The organism is Amycolatopsis sp. NPDC004169 (genome assembly GCF_040610315.1).
In the GTDB taxonomy this organism is placed as follows: Bacteria; Actinomycetota; Actinomycetes; order Mycobacteriales; family Pseudonocardiaceae; genus Amycolatopsis.
The window spans coordinates 110,756-126,713 of sequence record NZ_JBEXMD010000008.1 but is presented as its reverse complement, the minus strand read 5'-3'; the positions used below and the strand labels follow the sequence as shown (position 1 = coordinate 126,713).

Below are 15,958 nucleotides of genomic sequence, written 5' to 3'. Positions count from 1 at the left end.
GTTCTTCTCACTCCTTGATGATCGGCGCCCACTCCGGACCGGTCTCGCCGAGCGCCGGGTCGAGCTTGGTGAACAGCGGCGACGGCTTCTGCAGGGGCTTGCCGACCTCGATCGGCGTCGACTCCCACTTGGCCTGCTCGGCCGCGTAGTCGCCGGTCAGGATCGGGTTGATCCGGCCGTCGATGTCGAGGTCCTCGACCTCCTTGAGCTCCGGCTGGGCGGCCCAGACGCCGGTGCCGCCGAGGGCCTCGTGCACCTTCTGCGCCGAGTGGGGCAGGAACGGCGTCAGCAGCGTGTTGGCGTCGCTCACGACCTGCAGCGCGGTGTGCAGCACGGTGTCGCGCCGCGTCGGGTCGTCCTTGAGCTTCCACGGCTCCTGGTCGGAGATGTACTTGTTGGCCGCGGTGACGACCTTCATCGCCTCGGCCGCCGCCAGCTTGAACCGGGACCGGGCCAGGTGCCCGCCCGCGGTGTCGAACGCCTTGCGCGACAACGCCTTCAGCTCTTCGTCGGCCGCCGTCGGGGCCTCCGGGCGCGGAATGGCGCCGACGTTCTTGTGCGCCATCGAGATGGACCGGTTGACCAGGTTGCCCCACTCGTTGGCCAGCTCGAAGTTGGTCCGGCGGACGAACTCGTCCCAGGTGAAGTCGGTGTCCTGGGTCTCCGGGCCGGCGACCGAGATGAAGTACCGCAGCGTGTCCGGGCCGAAGTCGCGCAGGAAGTCCTCGACGTAGATGACGCGCCCGCGCGAAGTGGAGAACTTCGAGCCGCTCATGGTGAGGAACTCGCTGGAGACGATCTCGTCCGGCAGGTGCAGCTTCCCGTACTTGCCCGGCTCGCCGCCCTTGTCGCCCTCGCCGTTGTGCCCGAACAGCAGGGCGGGCCAGATCTGGGCGTGGAAGGTGATGTTGTCCTTGCCCATGAAGTAGTACGACCGGGCGTCGGCGTTGTTCCACCACTCCTGCCACGCGTCCGGGTTGCCGGAGCGCCGGGCCCACTCGACGCTGGCCGAGAAGTACCCGATCACCGCGTCGAACCAGACGTAGAACCGCTTCAGCGGCTGGTCGCGCCAGCCGTCGAGGGGGATCTTGACGCCCCAGTCGAGGTCGCGGGTGATCGGCCGGGGCCGCATGTCGTCGATCAGGTTCTTGGTGAAGTTGAGGACGTTCGGGCGCCAGTCGGTCTTGGTGGCCAGCCAGTCGCCGAGGGTCTTCGTGAACGCGGGCAGGTCGAGGAAGTAGTGCTCGGTCTCGACGAACTTCGGCGTCTCGCCGTTGATCCGCGACTTCGGGTTGATCAGCTCCGCGGCGTCGAGCTGGTTGCCGCAGTTGTCGCACTGGTCGCCGCGGGCGCCGTCGTACCCGCAGATCGGGCAGGTGCCCTCGACGTAGCGGTCGGGCAGCGTGCGGCCGGTGGACGGACTGATCGCGCCGCGCGTGGTCTTGGGCACGACGTAGCCGTTGCGGTGCAGCGCCAGGAAGATCTGCTGCGTCACCTCGGCGTGGTTGCCCGTGGTGGTGCGGGTGAACAGGTCGTAGGACAGGCCGAGGCCCTGCAGGTCGTTGCCGATCTGGCGGGTGTACTTGTCCGCCGTCTGCTGCGGGGTGGAGTTCTCCTTGTCGGCCTGGACGGTGATCGGGGTGCCGTGTTCGTCGGTCCCGGACACCATGAGCACCCGGTTGCCGGCCATTCGCTGGTAGCGGGAGAAGACGTCGGACGGGACGCCGAATCCGGACACGTGGCCGATGTGGCGGGGGCCGTTGGCGTAGGGCCAGGCCACCGCGGTCAACACAGGGGTGCTCATACCTTATTAGCCTACGGAGGGCGTCACGCGCTTTGTCGGGAGGGAGGCCCCGGTTGTCGGCGACACGGCTGCTCGTGCTCGGGGTGGTGCGGATGTACGGCCGTGCGCACGGCTACCAGGTGCGGCGCGAGCTGCTCAGCTGGTCGGCGGACAAGTGGGCCAACGTCCAGCCCGGGTCGATCTACCACGCGCTGAAGAAGATGACGGCCGAGGACCTGCTGGAGCAGGTCGACGTCGAGCCGGGCGAGGGCGGCCCGGACCGGATCGCCTACCGGCTCACCGGCGAGGGCGAGCAGGAGTACCAGGTCCTGCTGTCCAAGGCGCTGTCCGATCCCGAGCTCAACCACCCGGACCTGTCGGCCGGGATTTCCCTGATGACGTCGTTCCCGCGCGCCCGCGTGATCAACCTGCTCCGGCACCGGCTCGTGCACCTGGAGGCCGAGCAGCGGCAGGCGAAGCTGATGCTCGACGAGGTGAAGGCGAGCATGGAACTGGGCACACCGGCACACGTCGGCGAGCTGTACCGGCTGTGGGGCGGCATCACCGACGCGAGCCTGTCCTGGCTGCAGGGCCTGATCGCCCGGCTCGAAGCGGGCGAGTACGTCATGTCCGACGAGAGCGACGACGCGTTCGGCGCACCCCCGTCCTGGTAATCAAGTTTGACTAGCCGACCGTCTTGAGGCAGAGTGTGCGGTAGCGCTAGTCAAGTTTGACTACCTTCGAGAGGGGATTCGATGATCACGGCACGCGGTCTCGAGCGGCGGTTCCGCCGCAAGGGCCGCACTGGGGGCGAGGTCCACGCGGTGAAAGGCGTCGACCTCGATGTCGAAGCGGGTGAGCTGGTCGGCTTCCTCGGGCCCAACGGCGCCGGGAAGACGACCACGCTGCGCATGCTGACCACGCTGCTGAAGCCGACCTCGGGCACTGCGACCGTCGGCGGCTGTGACCTGCTGGCCGACCCGCTGGGCGTGCGCAAGCGCATCGGGTACGTCGCCCAGGGCGGCGGCACCGCGCCCGAGAGCAAGGTCGCCGACGAGCTGGAGCTGCAGGGCCGGCTCTACCGGATGAGCAAGGCCGACGCGATCGCGCGCGGCGCCGAGCTCGCCGAGCAGCTCGACCTGACCGGGCTGGACCAGCGGCTGACCAAGACGCTGTCGGGCGGCCAGCGGCGCCGGCTCGACATCGCGCTCGGGCTGATCCACTCGCCCGGCCTGGTGTTCCTCGACGAGCCGTCGACCGGCCTCGACCCGCAGAGCCGCGCCAACCTGTGGGACCACATCCGCCGGTTGCGCGCCGAGCAGGGCGTCACCGTCTTCCTCACCACCCACTACCTGGACGAGGCCGACGCGCTGTCGGACCGGCTGATCGTCATCGACGACGGCCGGATCGTCGCCGAAGGGACGCCGGACGCGCTCAAGGCGCGGGTCAACGGCGACCGCGTCGAGGTCGGCGTGGACCCCGGGCAGGCCACGGACGCCGCCGAGATCGCCGGGCGGCTCGCCGGCGCGCAGGAGCTGTCCGTCGACGGCGGCGAAGTCCGGTTCCGGGTGCCGCGCGGCGACGTCGCGCTGCCGGAGCTGCTGCGGGCGCTCGACGCCAAGGGCATCGCGATGCTCTCGGTCCAGGTGCACCGGCCCACGCTCGACGACGTTTTCCTGACCCTGACCGGGCGTTCGCTGCGGGAAGCGGAGGAGGCGGGCCGTGCTGCGTGACACCTGGCTGATCTTCCGCCGCGAAATGACCGCGGCGTTGCGCAACCCGACCTGGGTGCTGATCGGGATCATGCAGCCGCTGCTGTACCTGTTCCTGTTCGGGCCGCTGATGGTCCGGACCGTGCAGGACCAGGGCCTGTCCGAAATGGACGGCTGGATGCTGCTCACCCCCGCGCTGATCGCCCAGCTGGCGTTGTTCGGCAGCTCGTTCGTCGGCTTCGGGTTGCTGGCCGAGTTTCGCTCCGGCGTCGTCGAGCGGTTCCGCGTGACGCCGGTCAGCCGGGTCGCGCTGCTGCTGGGCAAGGTGCTGGCCAACGCGCTGCAGGCCGTGGTCCAGGCCGTGCTGATCATCGTGCTGGCCGAGCTGGTGTTCCCGCTCGACGCGCCCGTCGGCGGCGTGCTGCTGAGCCTGGTGATCGTGTTCCTGCTGGCGGTGTCGCTGGCGTCGTGCTCCTACGCGCTGGCGTTGACGCTGAAAAGCGAGGAGACGTTCCCCGCCCTGCTCAACGCGGTGCTCATCCCGTTGCTGCTGCTCTCCGGGATCCTGCTGCCGATCACCGCCGGGCGGGCGCCGGACTGGCTCTACACGGTTTCGCGGATCAACCCGTTCCGGCACGTCGTGGACGTCGAGCGGCACAGCTTCGGCGGCGACTTCTCGATGGACGCCCTGTTCACGGGCAGTGTCGTGGTGCTGGTGATGGCCGTGTTGTCCCTGTGGTGGGGAACACGGACGTTCCAACGCGAAAACGCCTGATCAACACGGTGTGTGTCACTGCGGGTCCGTCTCCGGCGACGTATGGTGTGCTCTCCACCGACGCGCCGGGGGCGGACCGTGACAGAGCCGGAGAGTGAACTCGGCATTTCGCTGTCGCACCGCGAGCAGGTGGCCGACTGGCAGGCCGTGCGGGCCGCGCAGACCCGGTTCGTGTCGGTGACGATCAGCGAGAACGTCAACTGGAGCAACCCCGCCGCGGAACGCAACCTGGCCGGCGCGCAGGAAGCCGGGCTGCACGCCGGTGGGCGCCACTACGCCCGGCCCGGCGCGGTCCACGACCAGGCGGACTTCTTCGTGCGGACGGCGAGCCGGCTCGGCGCGTTCGCCACCGGCTCGCTCGCCCCGGCGCTGGAGGTGGCGGCCCCCAGCGTCGACGACCGGTTCGTCAAGGCGTGGATCAAGCACGTCCGGCACGCGGCCCACATCGAACGGGTGCTGGTCTACGCCGACTACGACTGCTGGCAGCACCGCCTGCACCCGGACCGCTGGGCCGACAGCGAGGTCGTGCTGTGGCTGGTCCGCCACAACGGCATCCCGGGGCGGGCCGGCTGGTTCCACTCACGGCTCGGGGTGCACCAGCACGCGTACGCCCCCGACGTCCCGGGTATCGCGGCGCCGGTGGAGCAGAACGCCGTCGTGTACCCGTTCACATTGGGTGACCTGCTGCTCTGACGTGTGGTGGTATGTCGCCATGCGCGTGACGAGCACCCCGATCCGGACGAATGTCACGCCCGCACGCGCTTTTTCGGTACTGGCTCACCACGCGGCTTTGCGCGGGCTACCGCCACCCGCGATGCTCTCGGGCGACTGGTTCTCTTCCGAGGCGGTGATCGCGCCTTCGCTCGAGGTCGTCCCGGGCGGGTTCCCGTCCGCCGGGGAGGCCGACGCGCCGCCGGGGGTGATCGGGGGCGGCTGGTTCGGGTACCTGGCCTACGACCTGGCCGACCCCTCGGGCCGGACCGGGGCGCTGCCCGCGTCGGCGTGGGGCTGGACGGACCACGTGCTGCGGTGGTCCGCCGCGGGCACGTGCCACCTGGAGTCGCTGGACGGCGGCGGCCCCTCGTTGTCCACAATGGAATCCCTGCTGGCGTCGCCCGCCCCGCCATCGTCGTGGACAGCCGGGCCGCTGCGGCGCCCGCTGCCGTCGGAACACCGGGACGCGGTAAAGGCGTGCGTGCACGCGATCGAGGCCGGGGAGCTGTTCCAGGCGAACATCTGCTCGCGGTTCACGGGCTCGTTCTCCGGCTCGGCCGCCGCCTTGTTCTCGGCCGGGGTGTCCTCGCTGGCGCCCCGCCGGGCGGCGTTCCTCGCGGGCTCGTGGGGATCGGTGGTGTCGTTCTCGCCGGAGCTGTTCCTCGCGCGGCACGGGCGTTCGGTGCGGTCGACGCCGATCAAGGGGACGCTCCCCCGCCGCGGGCCCGCCGACGACGGGAATGCCGTGTTGCTGCGCCGGTCCACGAAGGACGTGGCGGAGAACGTGATGATCACCGACCTGGTGCGCAACGACCTCGGCCGGGTGTGCGAGGTCGGCTCGGTGACGGTGCCGTCGCTGCTGCAGGTCCGCCCGGCGCCCGGCGTCTGGCACCTGGACTCGACGGTGACGGGCGTGCTGCGCCCGTCGGTCTCTTCCGAAGACCTGCTGGCGGCGACGTTCCCCCCGGGGTCGGTGACGGGCGCGCCGAAGATCCGCGCGCTGGACCTGATCGCCGAGCTGGAGCCGTGCGGCCGCGGCGTCTACACGGGCGCGATCGGGCTGCTGTCGCCGGCGGCCGGGCTGGAGCTGAACGTGGCGATCCGGACGTTCGAGATCGCTGCCGGCACGATCTCCCTGGGCGTGGGCGGCGGCATCACGGCGGATTCGGACCCGGAACTGGAGTGGCAGGAGTGCCTCCACAAGGCGGCACCCCTGGAACGCCTACTTGCCGGGGTCGAGCAGTAGCTTGCCGACGGTCTTGCGCGAGCGCAGGGCCTCGTGCGCACCGCGGGCGTCCGACAGCGCGAACTCGCCGCCCGGGATGGCCTTGAGGTTGCCCGCCAGCACCAGGTCGAACAGCTCGGTCAGCGCGGTCCCGAAGACGTTGCCGGGCAGCCGGAAGACGTGCGGCAGCCACATGCCGCTGATCGTGGTGCTGTGGCCGAGGACGTTGCGCAGCTCGACCGGCTTCGGGCTCTCGCGGCCCGCCATGCCGTAGAAGGCCAGCCGCCCGAAGGGGGCCAGTGCGGCGATGCTCTGGTCGGTGGTCGTCCCGCCGACCATGTCGAGCACGACGTCGACGCGGCGGCCGTTGTTCGCCTCGATCAGGGCGGCCGTCATGTCCTCGGCGCGCGAGTCGATGGCGACGTCCGCACCGAGTTCGATGGCCAGCGCGCGCTTCTCCTCGCTGCTGGCGGTGGCGATGACGCGGCCGGCGCCCCAGGCCTTGGCCAGCTGGACGGCGATGGTCCCGACCCCACCGGCCGCGGCGTGCACGACGACCGATTCGCCTTCGGCCAGGTGGGCGTTCTTGCGGAGCAGCACCCAGGCGGTCGTGCCCTGGACCAGCAGGGACAGCGCGGTGAGGTCGTCGATGCCCTCGGGGACGGGGAAGGTGGTCGCGGCCGGGGCGACGGCCTTCTCGGCGTACCCGCCACCACCGTTGAGCAGGGCGACGACGCGCTTGCCGTCGTGGGTCCCGACCACCTCACCACCCGGGACGAGCGGCAGCTGCGACGGCGCGAGGTAGGAGTTTTCCGCCTGGTGGGTGTCGGCGTAGTTGACGCCGATGCGCTCGACGTCGATCAGCACCTCGCCGGGCCCGGCCACCGGATCGGGCAGCTCGACGGGGGTGAGCACCTCGGGTCCGCCGAACTCGGTCACCTGCACTGCGCGCATGTCGCGTTCCCTCTCCGTCGTGGTTGTGAGACATTCTGGCATATGTCTCAGGAGTTCGAGCTCGCCCGTGAGTGGTTCCTCGCCGGCCGCCGCGTCGACATGGGAGAGCTGGCCCAGGCGCGATCGATCAGCCGCGCGACGCTGCACCGGCGGGTGGGCTCGCGCGACCTGCTGCTGGGCGAGATCCTGTGGTCGCTTTCGGAGGTGACGATCGCCCACCTGTGGCCGTCGTGCGTCGGACGCGGAGCTGCGGGGGTTGCCGACTTCGTCAGTGGATATGTCCGGTTCGCGAACGACTCACCTCCGTTCCGCGACTTCCTGCGCCGCGAGCCGGAGCGCGCACTGAGGTTGCTGACGACCCGCGCAAGCGTTTGCCAGCGACGCACGACGGAGAAGCTGGTGACCCTGCTGGAGGGCGAAGTCGACGCGGGGCGGCTGGAGCCGCCGCTGCCGGTGCCGGACCTGGCCTACTTGCTGGTGCGGATCGGTGAGTCGTTCGTGTACACGGACGTGATCACCGGAGACGCCCCGGACGCGGCGAAGGCGCACGCCGCGGTGACCGCGCTGCTCACCTGACCGGGCCCGGCGGCCAAGGCGGCGCGCCGGGGGCCACGACCCGCAGGCACGTCAGCGGCCGGTGCGCGGTCGAGGCGAACACGATGGCCTCCTCCACCGATTCGCCGAGCTCCCACAGCCAGCCGAGGCCCGTCGCCACCACCCGGCCGGAGTCCTCGACGAAGACGCTGGCCGAGCTCAGCCACTCCCCGAGCGGGTACCAGTTGCCCCCGAGCTCCGAGGCGAGCTCGCGGGCCAGCTCGTGGTGCCCGGCACCGGCCGCGATCGGGTCCACGGTCAACGGTTCGTCGTTGGCGAAGTTCGGTCCGGCCCGGTTCACCGGCGGCAGCTGCAACCCGCCGAAGGAGCGCAGCGCGCCCGCCGCGACCGGGCGCAGGCGATAGCCCTCCGCCGCCAGCTCGGCCTCCCACGCGGAGATGTCGAGGCAACGGCCGGGATGCCACCCGGCCTGCTCCAAAGCGTGCAGGACAGCGTCGGGGAAGCCGCTCATCCTGTTCGGAATCGCGCTCACTTGACCCGTGCCGCCAGCACGGCGTCGTACAGCTCCTTCTTCGACACCCCCGCCGCCTCGGCGACCTCCGCCGCCGCCGACTTCAGGCGCTCGCCCGCCGCCACGCGGTCCGATACCTCGCCCACCAGGTCCGCCACCGAAACCGACCGCGGCTCGGCGCCCGAAAGCACCACCGTGATCTCGCCGCGGACCCCCTCCGCGGCCCACGCGGCCAGCTCCTCCAAAGACCCCCGCTTGACCTCTTCATACGTCTTCGTCAGCTCCCGGCACACCGCCGCCGGTCGGGAACCACCCAGGACCGATACCGCGTCCTCCAGCAGCGAGGCCAGCCGGTGCGGGGACTCGAAGAACACCGCCGTCCGTGGCTCGTCGCGCAACGCTGTCAACCAGCGAGTCCGCTCGCCCGGCTTGCGGGGCGCGAACCCCTCGAAGCAGAACCGGTCGCACGGCAACCCGGACAACGCGAGCGCCGTCGTCACCGCGGACGGGCCCGGCAGGCACGTCACCGGCACCGACTCGGCCACGCACGCCGCCACCAGGCGGAAGCCCGGGTCGGACACGCTCGGCATCCCGGCGTCGGTCACCAGGACCACCGTCTCGCCCGCGTGCAGCGCTTCCAGCAGCTTCGGCAGGCGCGCCGACTCGACGTCTTCGTAGAAGCTCACCACCCGGCCACGCGGGGTCACGCCCAGCGCCGTGGCCAGTGAGCGGAACCGGCGGGTGTCCTCGGCCGCGATGACGTCGGCCTCCGCGAGGGCCGAGGCCAGGCGCGGGGAAGCGTCGCGGACGTCGCCGAGCGGGGTGGCGGCGAGGATCAGGCGGCCGGAAGTCACCCGGCCAGCCTAGGCTGATCAGCGGATCCGGACGACGGACGCCCCGTGCCGCCCGTAGGATCGCCCCCGTGACCGCCGTGCTGACCCGTCCCGACGACGAAAGCGTCCGGCCGGACCCGGTCGAGGCGCTCCGGCCGCCCACCGACCGCGAGCTGACCCTGCTCGGCCGTGGCATGCCGACCGACCGGCTGCGCGGCTGGGTCGTCACCCTCGTGCTCACGCTGATCGGCGGCATCGTCCGCCTGCAGAACCTCGGCGTGCCGACGGACAAGGGCAGCCCGGTCTTCGACGAGAAGCACTACGTGCCGCAGGCGTGGCAGGTGCTGCGCAACGGCGGCTACGAGGACAACTACGGCTACGAGCTGGTCGTCCACCCGCCGCTGGCCAAGCAGCTGATCGCGATCGGCGAATGGCTGTTCGGCTACAACGGCTGGGGCTGGCGCATCATGCCCGCGCTGGCCGGCACGCTGATGGTGCTGCTGACCATCCGCGTCGCCCGCCGCCTGACCCGCTCGACGCTGCTCGGCGGCATCGCCGGCATCCTGGTGATCAGCGACGGCGTCCTGCACCTGCAGTCGCGCATGGGCATGCTCGACATCTTCATCGCGCTGTTCGTGCTCGCCGCGTTCGCCTGCCTGCTCGTCGACCGCGACCAGATGCGCGAGCGGCTCGCGACGGCGGTCCGCGAGGGCTGGGTCAACGAGTCCGTCTGGGGTCCCAAGCTCGGCTTCCGCTGGTGGCGGTTCGCGACCGGGCTGATGATCGGGCTCACCTTCGGCGTCAAGTGGTCGGCGCTGTACTACATCGTCGCGTTCGGCCTGCTCTGCGTGTTCTTCGACGTCGCGGCCCGCCGCGCGGCCGGCGTCGAGCGGCCGTGGCTGGGCACGATCCGCCGGGACGTGCTGCCCGCGCTCTGGGCGATCCTGGTCATCCCGTTCCTGATGTACTTCGCCGCGTACTGGGCCTGGTTCGCCAGCGAAACGGCCACCGACCGGCACTACACCGAGATCAAGGACATCGCGCCGGGCTTCTGGTCGTGGGTGCCGCCGGCGCTGCGCTCACTCGGTGACTACACCGGCAACGTGCTGCACTTCCACGAAACCTTGGTCACGCCCAAGGACAACCCGCACCCGTGGGAGTCGAAGCCGTGGACGTGGCCGATGGGCCTGCGCCCGATGCTCTACAGCTACAACGGCGAAGTCACCGGCTGCGGCGAAGCCCGCTGCATCAGCGCGACGATGCTGATCGGCACCCCGGCGATGTGGTGGCTGGCGATCCCGATGCTCGGCTGGGCGGCCTGGCGCTCGATCTTCCGCGCGGACTGGCGCTACGCGGCCGTGCTGGTGGGTTACCTGGGTGGGTACGCCTTCTGGTTCACCAACATCGACCGTCAGATGTACTTCTTCTACGCCACCCCGCTGGCGGCGTTCCTGGTGCTCGGGCTGACGCTGTGCCTCGGCCAGATCCTGGGCAGCGCGCGGCGCGGGTTCGAACGACGCGGGACCGGGCTGCTCGTGGTGTCGCTGTACGTCGGGCTGGTGGTGGCGAACTTCGCCTGGTTGTGGCCGATCCTGAACGGCATCGCGATCACGAACGGCCAGTGGGAGGCCGAGCGCTGGCTGCCGTCCTGGCGGTAGCTCAGCCGGCGAAGTAAGCCCCCGGCGTGACGCCGACCGCCCGCCGGAAGGCGGCGACGAACGCGCTCGCCGAGCTGTACCCGACCCGGTGGGCGACGGTCTCCAGCGGCGTGCCCTGAGCCAGCAGCGGGAGCGCCGCCCGCAGCCGCGCCTGCGTGCGCCAGGTCCCGAACGGCATCCGGCACTCGCGGACGAAGATCCGCGCCAGCGTCCGTTCGGCGGCGCCGACGTCCCGGCCGAACTCGGCGAGCGTGCGGGGGTCGGCCGGGTCGGCGAGCACCGCGCGTTCGACGTCGCGGGCCCGCGGATCGGACGGCGACGGCACCACGATCGGCACCACGTCCAGCGGTTCCAGCAGGTCGAAGGCGACGGCCTCGGCGCGCAGCCGGGCCGCGGGGGCGACGCCGTCGCCGGTCAGGTACTCCAACAGCTCCCGCAGCAGCGGCCGGACGACGACCATCCGCGGCTCGGGCCAGGAGACCGGCGAGCGCGCCGGATCGGCGTAGATGCCCCGCAGCGCCGCCCGGCCGAGCGCGCCGGTGCGGTGCCGGATCCCGGCCGGTATCCAGAGGGCACGGGTCGGCGGCAGCACCCACCCGGCGTCGCCCGCGTTGACCGCGACGACGCCGCGAGCCGACCAGACCAGCTGGTGGATCGGGTGCTGGTGCCACGGGAACCAGGTGCCGGCGGGCAGGTCGAACTCGCCGATCAGCATCGCTTGGCCGGTTCGCGACATCGGTTGGCAGGCTATCGGCTACCGGCCACTCCGGCAGCTGAATAGCGTCGGACGCATGCCGATGAACCTGATCCACCGCAAGATCTGCAGCTCGGAGAAGTGGGCGAACACCGTCGAAGAACGCCTGACGCCGTGGCTGAGCCGGCGCGACCTCGGCGACGACGTCCTCGAGATCGGCCCCGGTTTCGGTGCCACCACGAAGGTGCTGCTCGGTCTGGTACCGAAGCTGACGGTGCTGGAGATCGACCCGGCGTCGAGCGAACTGCTGCGCGCGGAGTACGGCGACCGCGCCGAGGTCGTCGAGGGCAGCGGCGCGGAGATGCCGTTCGAGGACGGCCGGTTCTCGGCCGTCACCTGCTTCACGATGCTGCACCACGTGCCGACGGCGGACCTGCAGGACGCGATCTTCGCCGAGGCGGCGCGGGTGCTGCGGCCGGGCGGAACGTACTGCGGCTTCGACGGCCAGCTCAACCTCCGGTTCCGGCTGCTGCACATCGGCGACACGATGAACGTCGTCGACGCGGGCACGCTGCCGGCCCGCCTCGAAAAGGCGGGCTTCGAGCAGGTCGACGTCGAGTTGCGGCCGAAGGAGCTGGTGACCTTCTCGGCCGTGAAGCCGGGTTAGCGGCGCGGCAGCTGGCTCCCCGGCTGGCGCGGCACCACCCGCGTCACCGGGCCGTCCGCGGACTTGCCCGCCCGCGACAGCCAGCCCTCGACCTCACGCCGCACCGCGTTCAACGTCGGACGGCGGCGCGGTTCCGGGTCCAGCGAGGCCGCCAGCAACCGGGCGTGTGCGCTCCGCTGCGGCAGCCGCGACACCGGCTCCGCCCGGGCAGCCGCCATCAGCGCCGCCATCGGCGTCTCCCGGGTTCCGCGCGGCGGCTGGCCGGACAGGGCGTAGCTGATCGTCGCCGCCAGCTGCCAGGCGTCCGAGGCCGGTGAGGCCGCCGCGCCCATCGCCTGCTCCGGGGCGACGAAGTCCGGCGTGCCGATCATCATCCCGGTCGCCGTCATCTTCGAGTCGCCCTGGCTGCGGGCGATGCCGAAGTCGATCAGGTGGGCCAGGCCGCTCGGGTCGAGGACGATGTTCGACGGCTTGATGTCGCGGTGCAGCACGCCCTTCTCGTGGGCCGCCGCCAGTGCGCCCGCCATCGTCGCCCACAGGCGGCCCGCGGCGACGTCGTCGAGCGGACCCTGGCCGTCGACCAGCTCGGCCAGCGGACGGCCTTCGAGGTACTCCATCACCAGCGCCAGGCCGTCCGGCTCCTCGGCGAGGTCGTACACCTTGACGCAGTTCGGGTGGCTGACCACGGCCAGGGCACGGGCCTCGCGCTGCATGCGCTCGGCCGTGTCGCGGTCCGGTGCGTGCGCGATCTTCAGCGCGACCGTGCGGTTCAGCTGGGTGTCCACGGCCTGCCAGACCGTGCCGAACCCGCCCGCGCCGAGCTGCTTGACGCGGCGGTAGCGGCTGCCGCCGGCGTTGCGGGAGCCGGGCGGCGGCGGGATCGGGCCGGGCGCCGCGGCCAGCATGCCGCCCGGCGGGGACGGCGGCTCGGGCGCGGACGCCAGCGCCGTTTTCGGGTACGCGCGGTTGGCCGGGGGCGGCGGCGGAGGCGGCGGGGTCGGGCGCGGCTGGACCTGCGACGGCGGCGGGCCCTGCGGCTCCAGCTGACGGCGGGGCAGCGGCTCGTCCGAGCGGTCGGACCGGTTGATCACCGACCACGGCGGCGGCCCCACCATCGCGACCGGGATCAGGCCCAGCACGCTGAACGGCAGGAAGCCGAGCCAGAAGTGCAGCGCGGTGTTCGCCTCCATGCCGACGCTGAACACCAGCATCGCGGCGAACGGGATCCAGAAGAACCGCGACGGCCACTTGGGTCCGCGGCGGAAGGCCGTGCGGCCCTGCAGCATCACGAAGAACAGCGAGCCGGCGCCCAGCACCGCGAAGGCGATCAGGTAGACGATGAACGGGAGGTCGCTGCCGTTCTTGGCGAACAGCACGTCGTAGACGGTCTGGCCGCCGCCGAGGTACTTGGTCTGGCTGCCGACCCAGCAGCCGCCGTCGATGCTGAGCGAGGACAGCTCGGTCTTGCTCAGGCCGGACTTCGCGCCCGAGAACGCCGCCCGGTAGACCCCCGACACGCCGTTCGACAGCAGCCACGGCAGCACCAGCGCGGTGAGCACGCCGATCGCGCCGAAGACGCCCAGCGTGGTGGCGTCGTAGCGGTTGCCGGTGCCCTTCCGGATGATCGACACGGCGACCGCGCCTGCCGGGGGGATCAGCGCGACGAGCGCGCCGGCCGCACTCGTGGCCCAAACCCATTCGCCGGGGCAGAAGCCCGGGCCGAACAAGGAATGGGCTAGCGAGAGCAACGCGCTCGCGAGTCCGTTCACCGCCGGGCTCCCCTCACTGTCCGTGTTCACTTCGTGGCCGACACGCGGCGTTTTCCCGCGGTCCAGCTTAGGACGCTCCCGGGCTCCGTGAGGTTGCCGGGTCTTCCCGCCCGCGGAATCCGGCGCCCGCGCCGCTCCCACGCCATGATGGGGGTCGGCGCAACGTCCGACGCGAAGGAGCCGAGCATGGGCGCGTACTCCGAAGCCTACCGGCGGAGCCTGGCCGAGCGGGACGCGTTCTGGCTGGCCGCGGCCCGGTCGATCAGCTGGACCAGGCCACCGGAGCGGGCACTGGACGACGCGAACCCGCCCTTCTTCCGGTGGTTCCCCGGCGCCGAGCTGAACACGTCGTACAACGCGCTGGACCGGCACGTCGAGGCCGGCCGCGGCAGCCAGGCCGCGCTGATCTGGGACTCTCCCGTGACCGGACAGCAACGGACATACAGCTACGAAGAGCTGCGCGACACCGTCGCGCGCTTCGCCGGCGCGCTGCGCTCGCTCGGGGTCACGAAGGGTGACCGGGTGATCGTCTACCTGCCGATGGTGCCGGAGGCCGCGATCGCGATGCTGGCCTGCGCGCGGATCGGCGCCGTGCACTCGGTGGTCTTCGGCGGGTTCGCCCCGAAGGAGCTGGCCGCGCGGATCGAGGATGCCAAGCCCAAAGTCATCCTGGCCGCTTCCTGCGGCATCGAGCCGACGCGGATCGTCGAGTACCAGCCGATCGTCGAGGCCGCGCTCGGGATGACCGAGCACCAGCCGGACCACGTCGTCATGCTGCAGCGGGAGCAGGCGCCGGCCACCGCGGGCCGCCACTTCGACTGGCGCGAGCTGGCGGCGAGCGCCGACCCGGCCGATCCGGTGCCGGTCGCGGCCACCGACCCGCTGTACATCCTCTACACGTCCGGGACGACCGGGAAGCCCAAGGGCGTCGTCCGCGACACCGGTGGCCACGCCGTCGCGCTCGCCTACTCGATGGAGGCCGTCTACGACATCCGTCCCGGCGATGTCTGGTGGACCGCGTCCGACGTCGGCTGGGTCGTCGGCCACTCCTACATCGTGTACGCGCCGCTGCTGGTCGGCGCCACGACGGTCATGTACGAAGGCAAGCCCGTCGGCACGCCGGATGCGGGCGCGTTCTGGCGGGTCATCGCCGAGCACGGCGTCCAGGCGCTGTTCACCGCGCCGACCGCGCTGCGGGCCGTCAAGAAGGTCGACCCGGACGCCCGCGAGCTGGAGAAGTACGACCTGAAGCAGTTCCGGACGCTGTTCCTGGCCGGCGAGCGGCTCGACCCGGAGACCTACCACTGGGCGCACGAGAAGCTCGGCGTCCCGGTCGTCGACCACTGGTGGCAGACCGAGACCGGCTGGCCGATCGCCGCCAACCCGCGCGGCCTGGAGCCGATGGAGGTCAAGGCGGGGTCGGCGACCAGGCCGATCCCCGGCTGGGACGTCCGGATCCTCGACCAGGCCGGCGAGGAGCTCCCCGCCGGCCGCGAAGGCGCCATCACGGTGAAGCTGCCGCTGCCGCCGGGCTCGCTGCCGACGCTGTGGGGCGATGACGAGCGGTACCGCGAGGCCTACCTTTCGCGCTACGAAGGCTTCTACCTGACCGGCGACTCCGGCTACTTCGACGAGGACGGCTACCTGTTCGTCATGGGCCGCACCGACGACGTCATCAACGTCGCCGGCCACCGGCTGTCCACCGGCTCGATGGAGGCCGTGCTGGCCGCGCACCCGGCGGTCGCCGAGTGCGCCGTGATCGGCGTCGCCGACCAGCTCAAGGGTCAGCTGCCCCGCGGGTTCGTGGTGCTCAAAGCGGGTGCGGACATCACGCCGGAGCAGCTGCGCGAGGAGCTCGTGGCCATGGTCCGCCGGGACATCGGCCCGGTCGCCGCGTTCCGCGATGTGTCCATTGTGGACGCACTGCCGAAGACGCGGTCGGGGAAGATCCTGCGCAAGACGATGCGTGCGATCGCCGACGGCCGCGACGAGGCGGTGCCCTCCACGATCGAGGACCCGAGCGTCCTGGAGGCCATCCGGGCCGCCCTTCGTTAAGAGCTGTTCCAAATGCACCCGCTGGTCTGTACCTTTGCAGGGAGTCCCCGACC

General features: G+C 71.4%; 15 protein-coding genes. 9 read left to right on the top strand and 6 right to left on the bottom strand.

Annotated features, from left to right (window positions below):
- Positions 1-7: 7 nt before the first annotated feature.
- A complete protein-coding gene (gene metG, locus ABZX11_RS13440; RefSeq protein ID WP_176174792.1) occupies positions 8-1,804 on the bottom strand; it encodes a methionine--tRNA ligase in 1,797 nt (598 codons plus the stop codon).
- 53 nt (positions 1,805-1,857) lie between these two features.
- Here metG and ABZX11_RS13435 point away from each other — a divergent pair, with 53 nt between their 5' ends.
- The 5 genes from ABZX11_RS13435 (at position 1,858) to ABZX11_RS13415 (ending at position 6,230) form a co-directional block, all read left to right on the top strand.
- Positions 1,858-2,457: a PadR family transcriptional regulator gene (locus ABZX11_RS13435; protein ID WP_354912900.1), complete on the top strand. Its 600-nt coding sequence runs from the start codon at positions 1,858-1,860 to the stop codon at positions 2,455-2,457.
- 81 nt (positions 2,458-2,538) lie between these two features.
- Positions 2,539-3,516, top strand: a complete 978-nt coding sequence (locus ABZX11_RS13430) for an ATP-binding cassette domain-containing protein (protein ID WP_354912898.1) — start codon at positions 2,539-2,541, stop codon at positions 3,514-3,516.
- Positions 3,506-4,270: an ABC transporter permease gene (locus tag ABZX11_RS13425; RefSeq protein ID WP_354912896.1), complete on the top strand. Its 765-nt coding sequence runs from the start codon at positions 3,506-3,508 to the stop codon at positions 4,268-4,270. Before ABZX11_RS13430 ends, ABZX11_RS13425 begins: the two co-directional genes overlap by 11 nt.
- 78 nt (positions 4,271-4,348) lie before the next feature.
- Positions 4,349-4,963, top strand: a complete 615-nt coding sequence (locus ABZX11_RS13420) for a GH25 family lysozyme (protein ID WP_354912894.1) — start codon at positions 4,349-4,351, stop codon at positions 4,961-4,963.
- A gap of 19 nt (positions 4,964-4,982) precedes the next feature.
- Positions 4,983-6,230, top strand: coding sequence for an aminodeoxychorismate synthase component I (locus ABZX11_RS13415; protein WP_354912892.1), 1,248 nt, complete (start codon positions 4,983-4,985; stop codon positions 6,228-6,230).
- Here ABZX11_RS13415 and ABZX11_RS13410 read toward each other — a convergent pair.
- Positions 6,207-7,163: a zinc-binding dehydrogenase gene (locus tag ABZX11_RS13410; protein WP_354912890.1), complete on the bottom strand. Its 957-nt coding sequence runs from the start codon at positions 7,161-7,163 to the stop codon at positions 6,207-6,209. The genes ABZX11_RS13415 and ABZX11_RS13410 overlap by 24 nt on opposite strands.
- A gap of 42 nt (positions 7,164-7,205) precedes the next feature.
- Between ABZX11_RS13410 and ABZX11_RS13405 the strand changes: the two genes are divergently transcribed.
- Positions 7,206-7,739 (top strand): QsdR family transcriptional regulator, encoded by a 534-nt coding sequence (locus ABZX11_RS13405; protein ID WP_354912888.1) that lies wholly within the window; start codon positions 7,206-7,208, stop codon positions 7,737-7,739.
- Here the strand turns inward: ABZX11_RS13405 and ABZX11_RS13400 are convergent.
- Together ABZX11_RS13400 and rsmI are read right to left on the bottom strand one after the other, a co-directional pair.
- Positions 7,732-8,229: an SUKH-3 domain-containing protein gene (locus tag ABZX11_RS13400; protein WP_354912886.1), complete on the bottom strand. Its 498-nt coding sequence runs from the start codon at positions 8,227-8,229 to the stop codon at positions 7,732-7,734. The two genes, ABZX11_RS13405 and ABZX11_RS13400, sit on opposite strands and share 8 nt — an antisense overlap.
- Positions 8,230-8,246: 17 nt before the next feature.
- On the bottom strand, positions 8,247-9,083 hold the full coding sequence (gene rsmI, locus ABZX11_RS13395; RefSeq protein ID WP_354912884.1) for a 16S rRNA (cytidine(1402)-2'-O)-methyltransferase: 837 nt from the start codon (positions 9,081-9,083) through the stop codon (positions 8,247-8,249).
- Between the two features lie 68 nt (positions 9,084-9,151).
- Here rsmI and ABZX11_RS13390 point away from each other — a divergent pair, with 68 nt between their 5' ends.
- Complete coding sequence (locus ABZX11_RS13390) at positions 9,152-10,720, top strand: phospholipid carrier-dependent glycosyltransferase (protein WP_354912882.1); 1,569 nt, start codon at positions 9,152-9,154, stop codon at positions 10,718-10,720.
- 1 nt (position 10,721) lies between these two features.
- On the opposite strand, the gene ABZX11_RS13385 is transcribed toward ABZX11_RS13390, so the two are convergent.
- On the bottom strand, positions 10,722-11,435 hold the full coding sequence (locus ABZX11_RS13385; RefSeq protein ID WP_176178139.1) for a helix-turn-helix transcriptional regulator: 714 nt from the start codon (positions 11,433-11,435) through the stop codon (positions 10,722-10,724).
- A gap of 76 nt (positions 11,436-11,511) precedes the next feature.
- On the opposite strand from ABZX11_RS13385, the gene ABZX11_RS13380 reads away from it, so the two are divergent.
- On the top strand, positions 11,512-12,081 hold the full coding sequence (locus tag ABZX11_RS13380) for a class I SAM-dependent methyltransferase (protein WP_354912880.1): 570 nt from the start codon (positions 11,512-11,514) through the stop codon (positions 12,079-12,081).
- On the opposite strand, the gene ABZX11_RS13375 is transcribed toward ABZX11_RS13380, so the two are convergent.
- The gene (locus ABZX11_RS13375; RefSeq protein WP_354912878.1) at positions 12,078-13,850 is read right to left on the bottom strand and encodes a serine/threonine-protein kinase; all 1,773 of its coding nucleotides are present in this window, start codon (positions 13,848-13,850) and stop codon (positions 12,078-12,080) included. The genes ABZX11_RS13380 and ABZX11_RS13375 overlap by 4 nt on opposite strands.
- Before the next feature lie 186 nt (positions 13,851-14,036).
- On the opposite strand from ABZX11_RS13375, the gene ABZX11_RS13370 reads away from it, so the two are divergent.
- On the top strand, positions 14,037-15,905 hold the full coding sequence (locus ABZX11_RS13370; protein WP_354912877.1) for a propionyl-CoA synthetase: 1,869 nt from the start codon (positions 14,037-14,039) through the stop codon (positions 15,903-15,905).
- Positions 15,906-15,958: the final 53 nt, after the last annotated feature.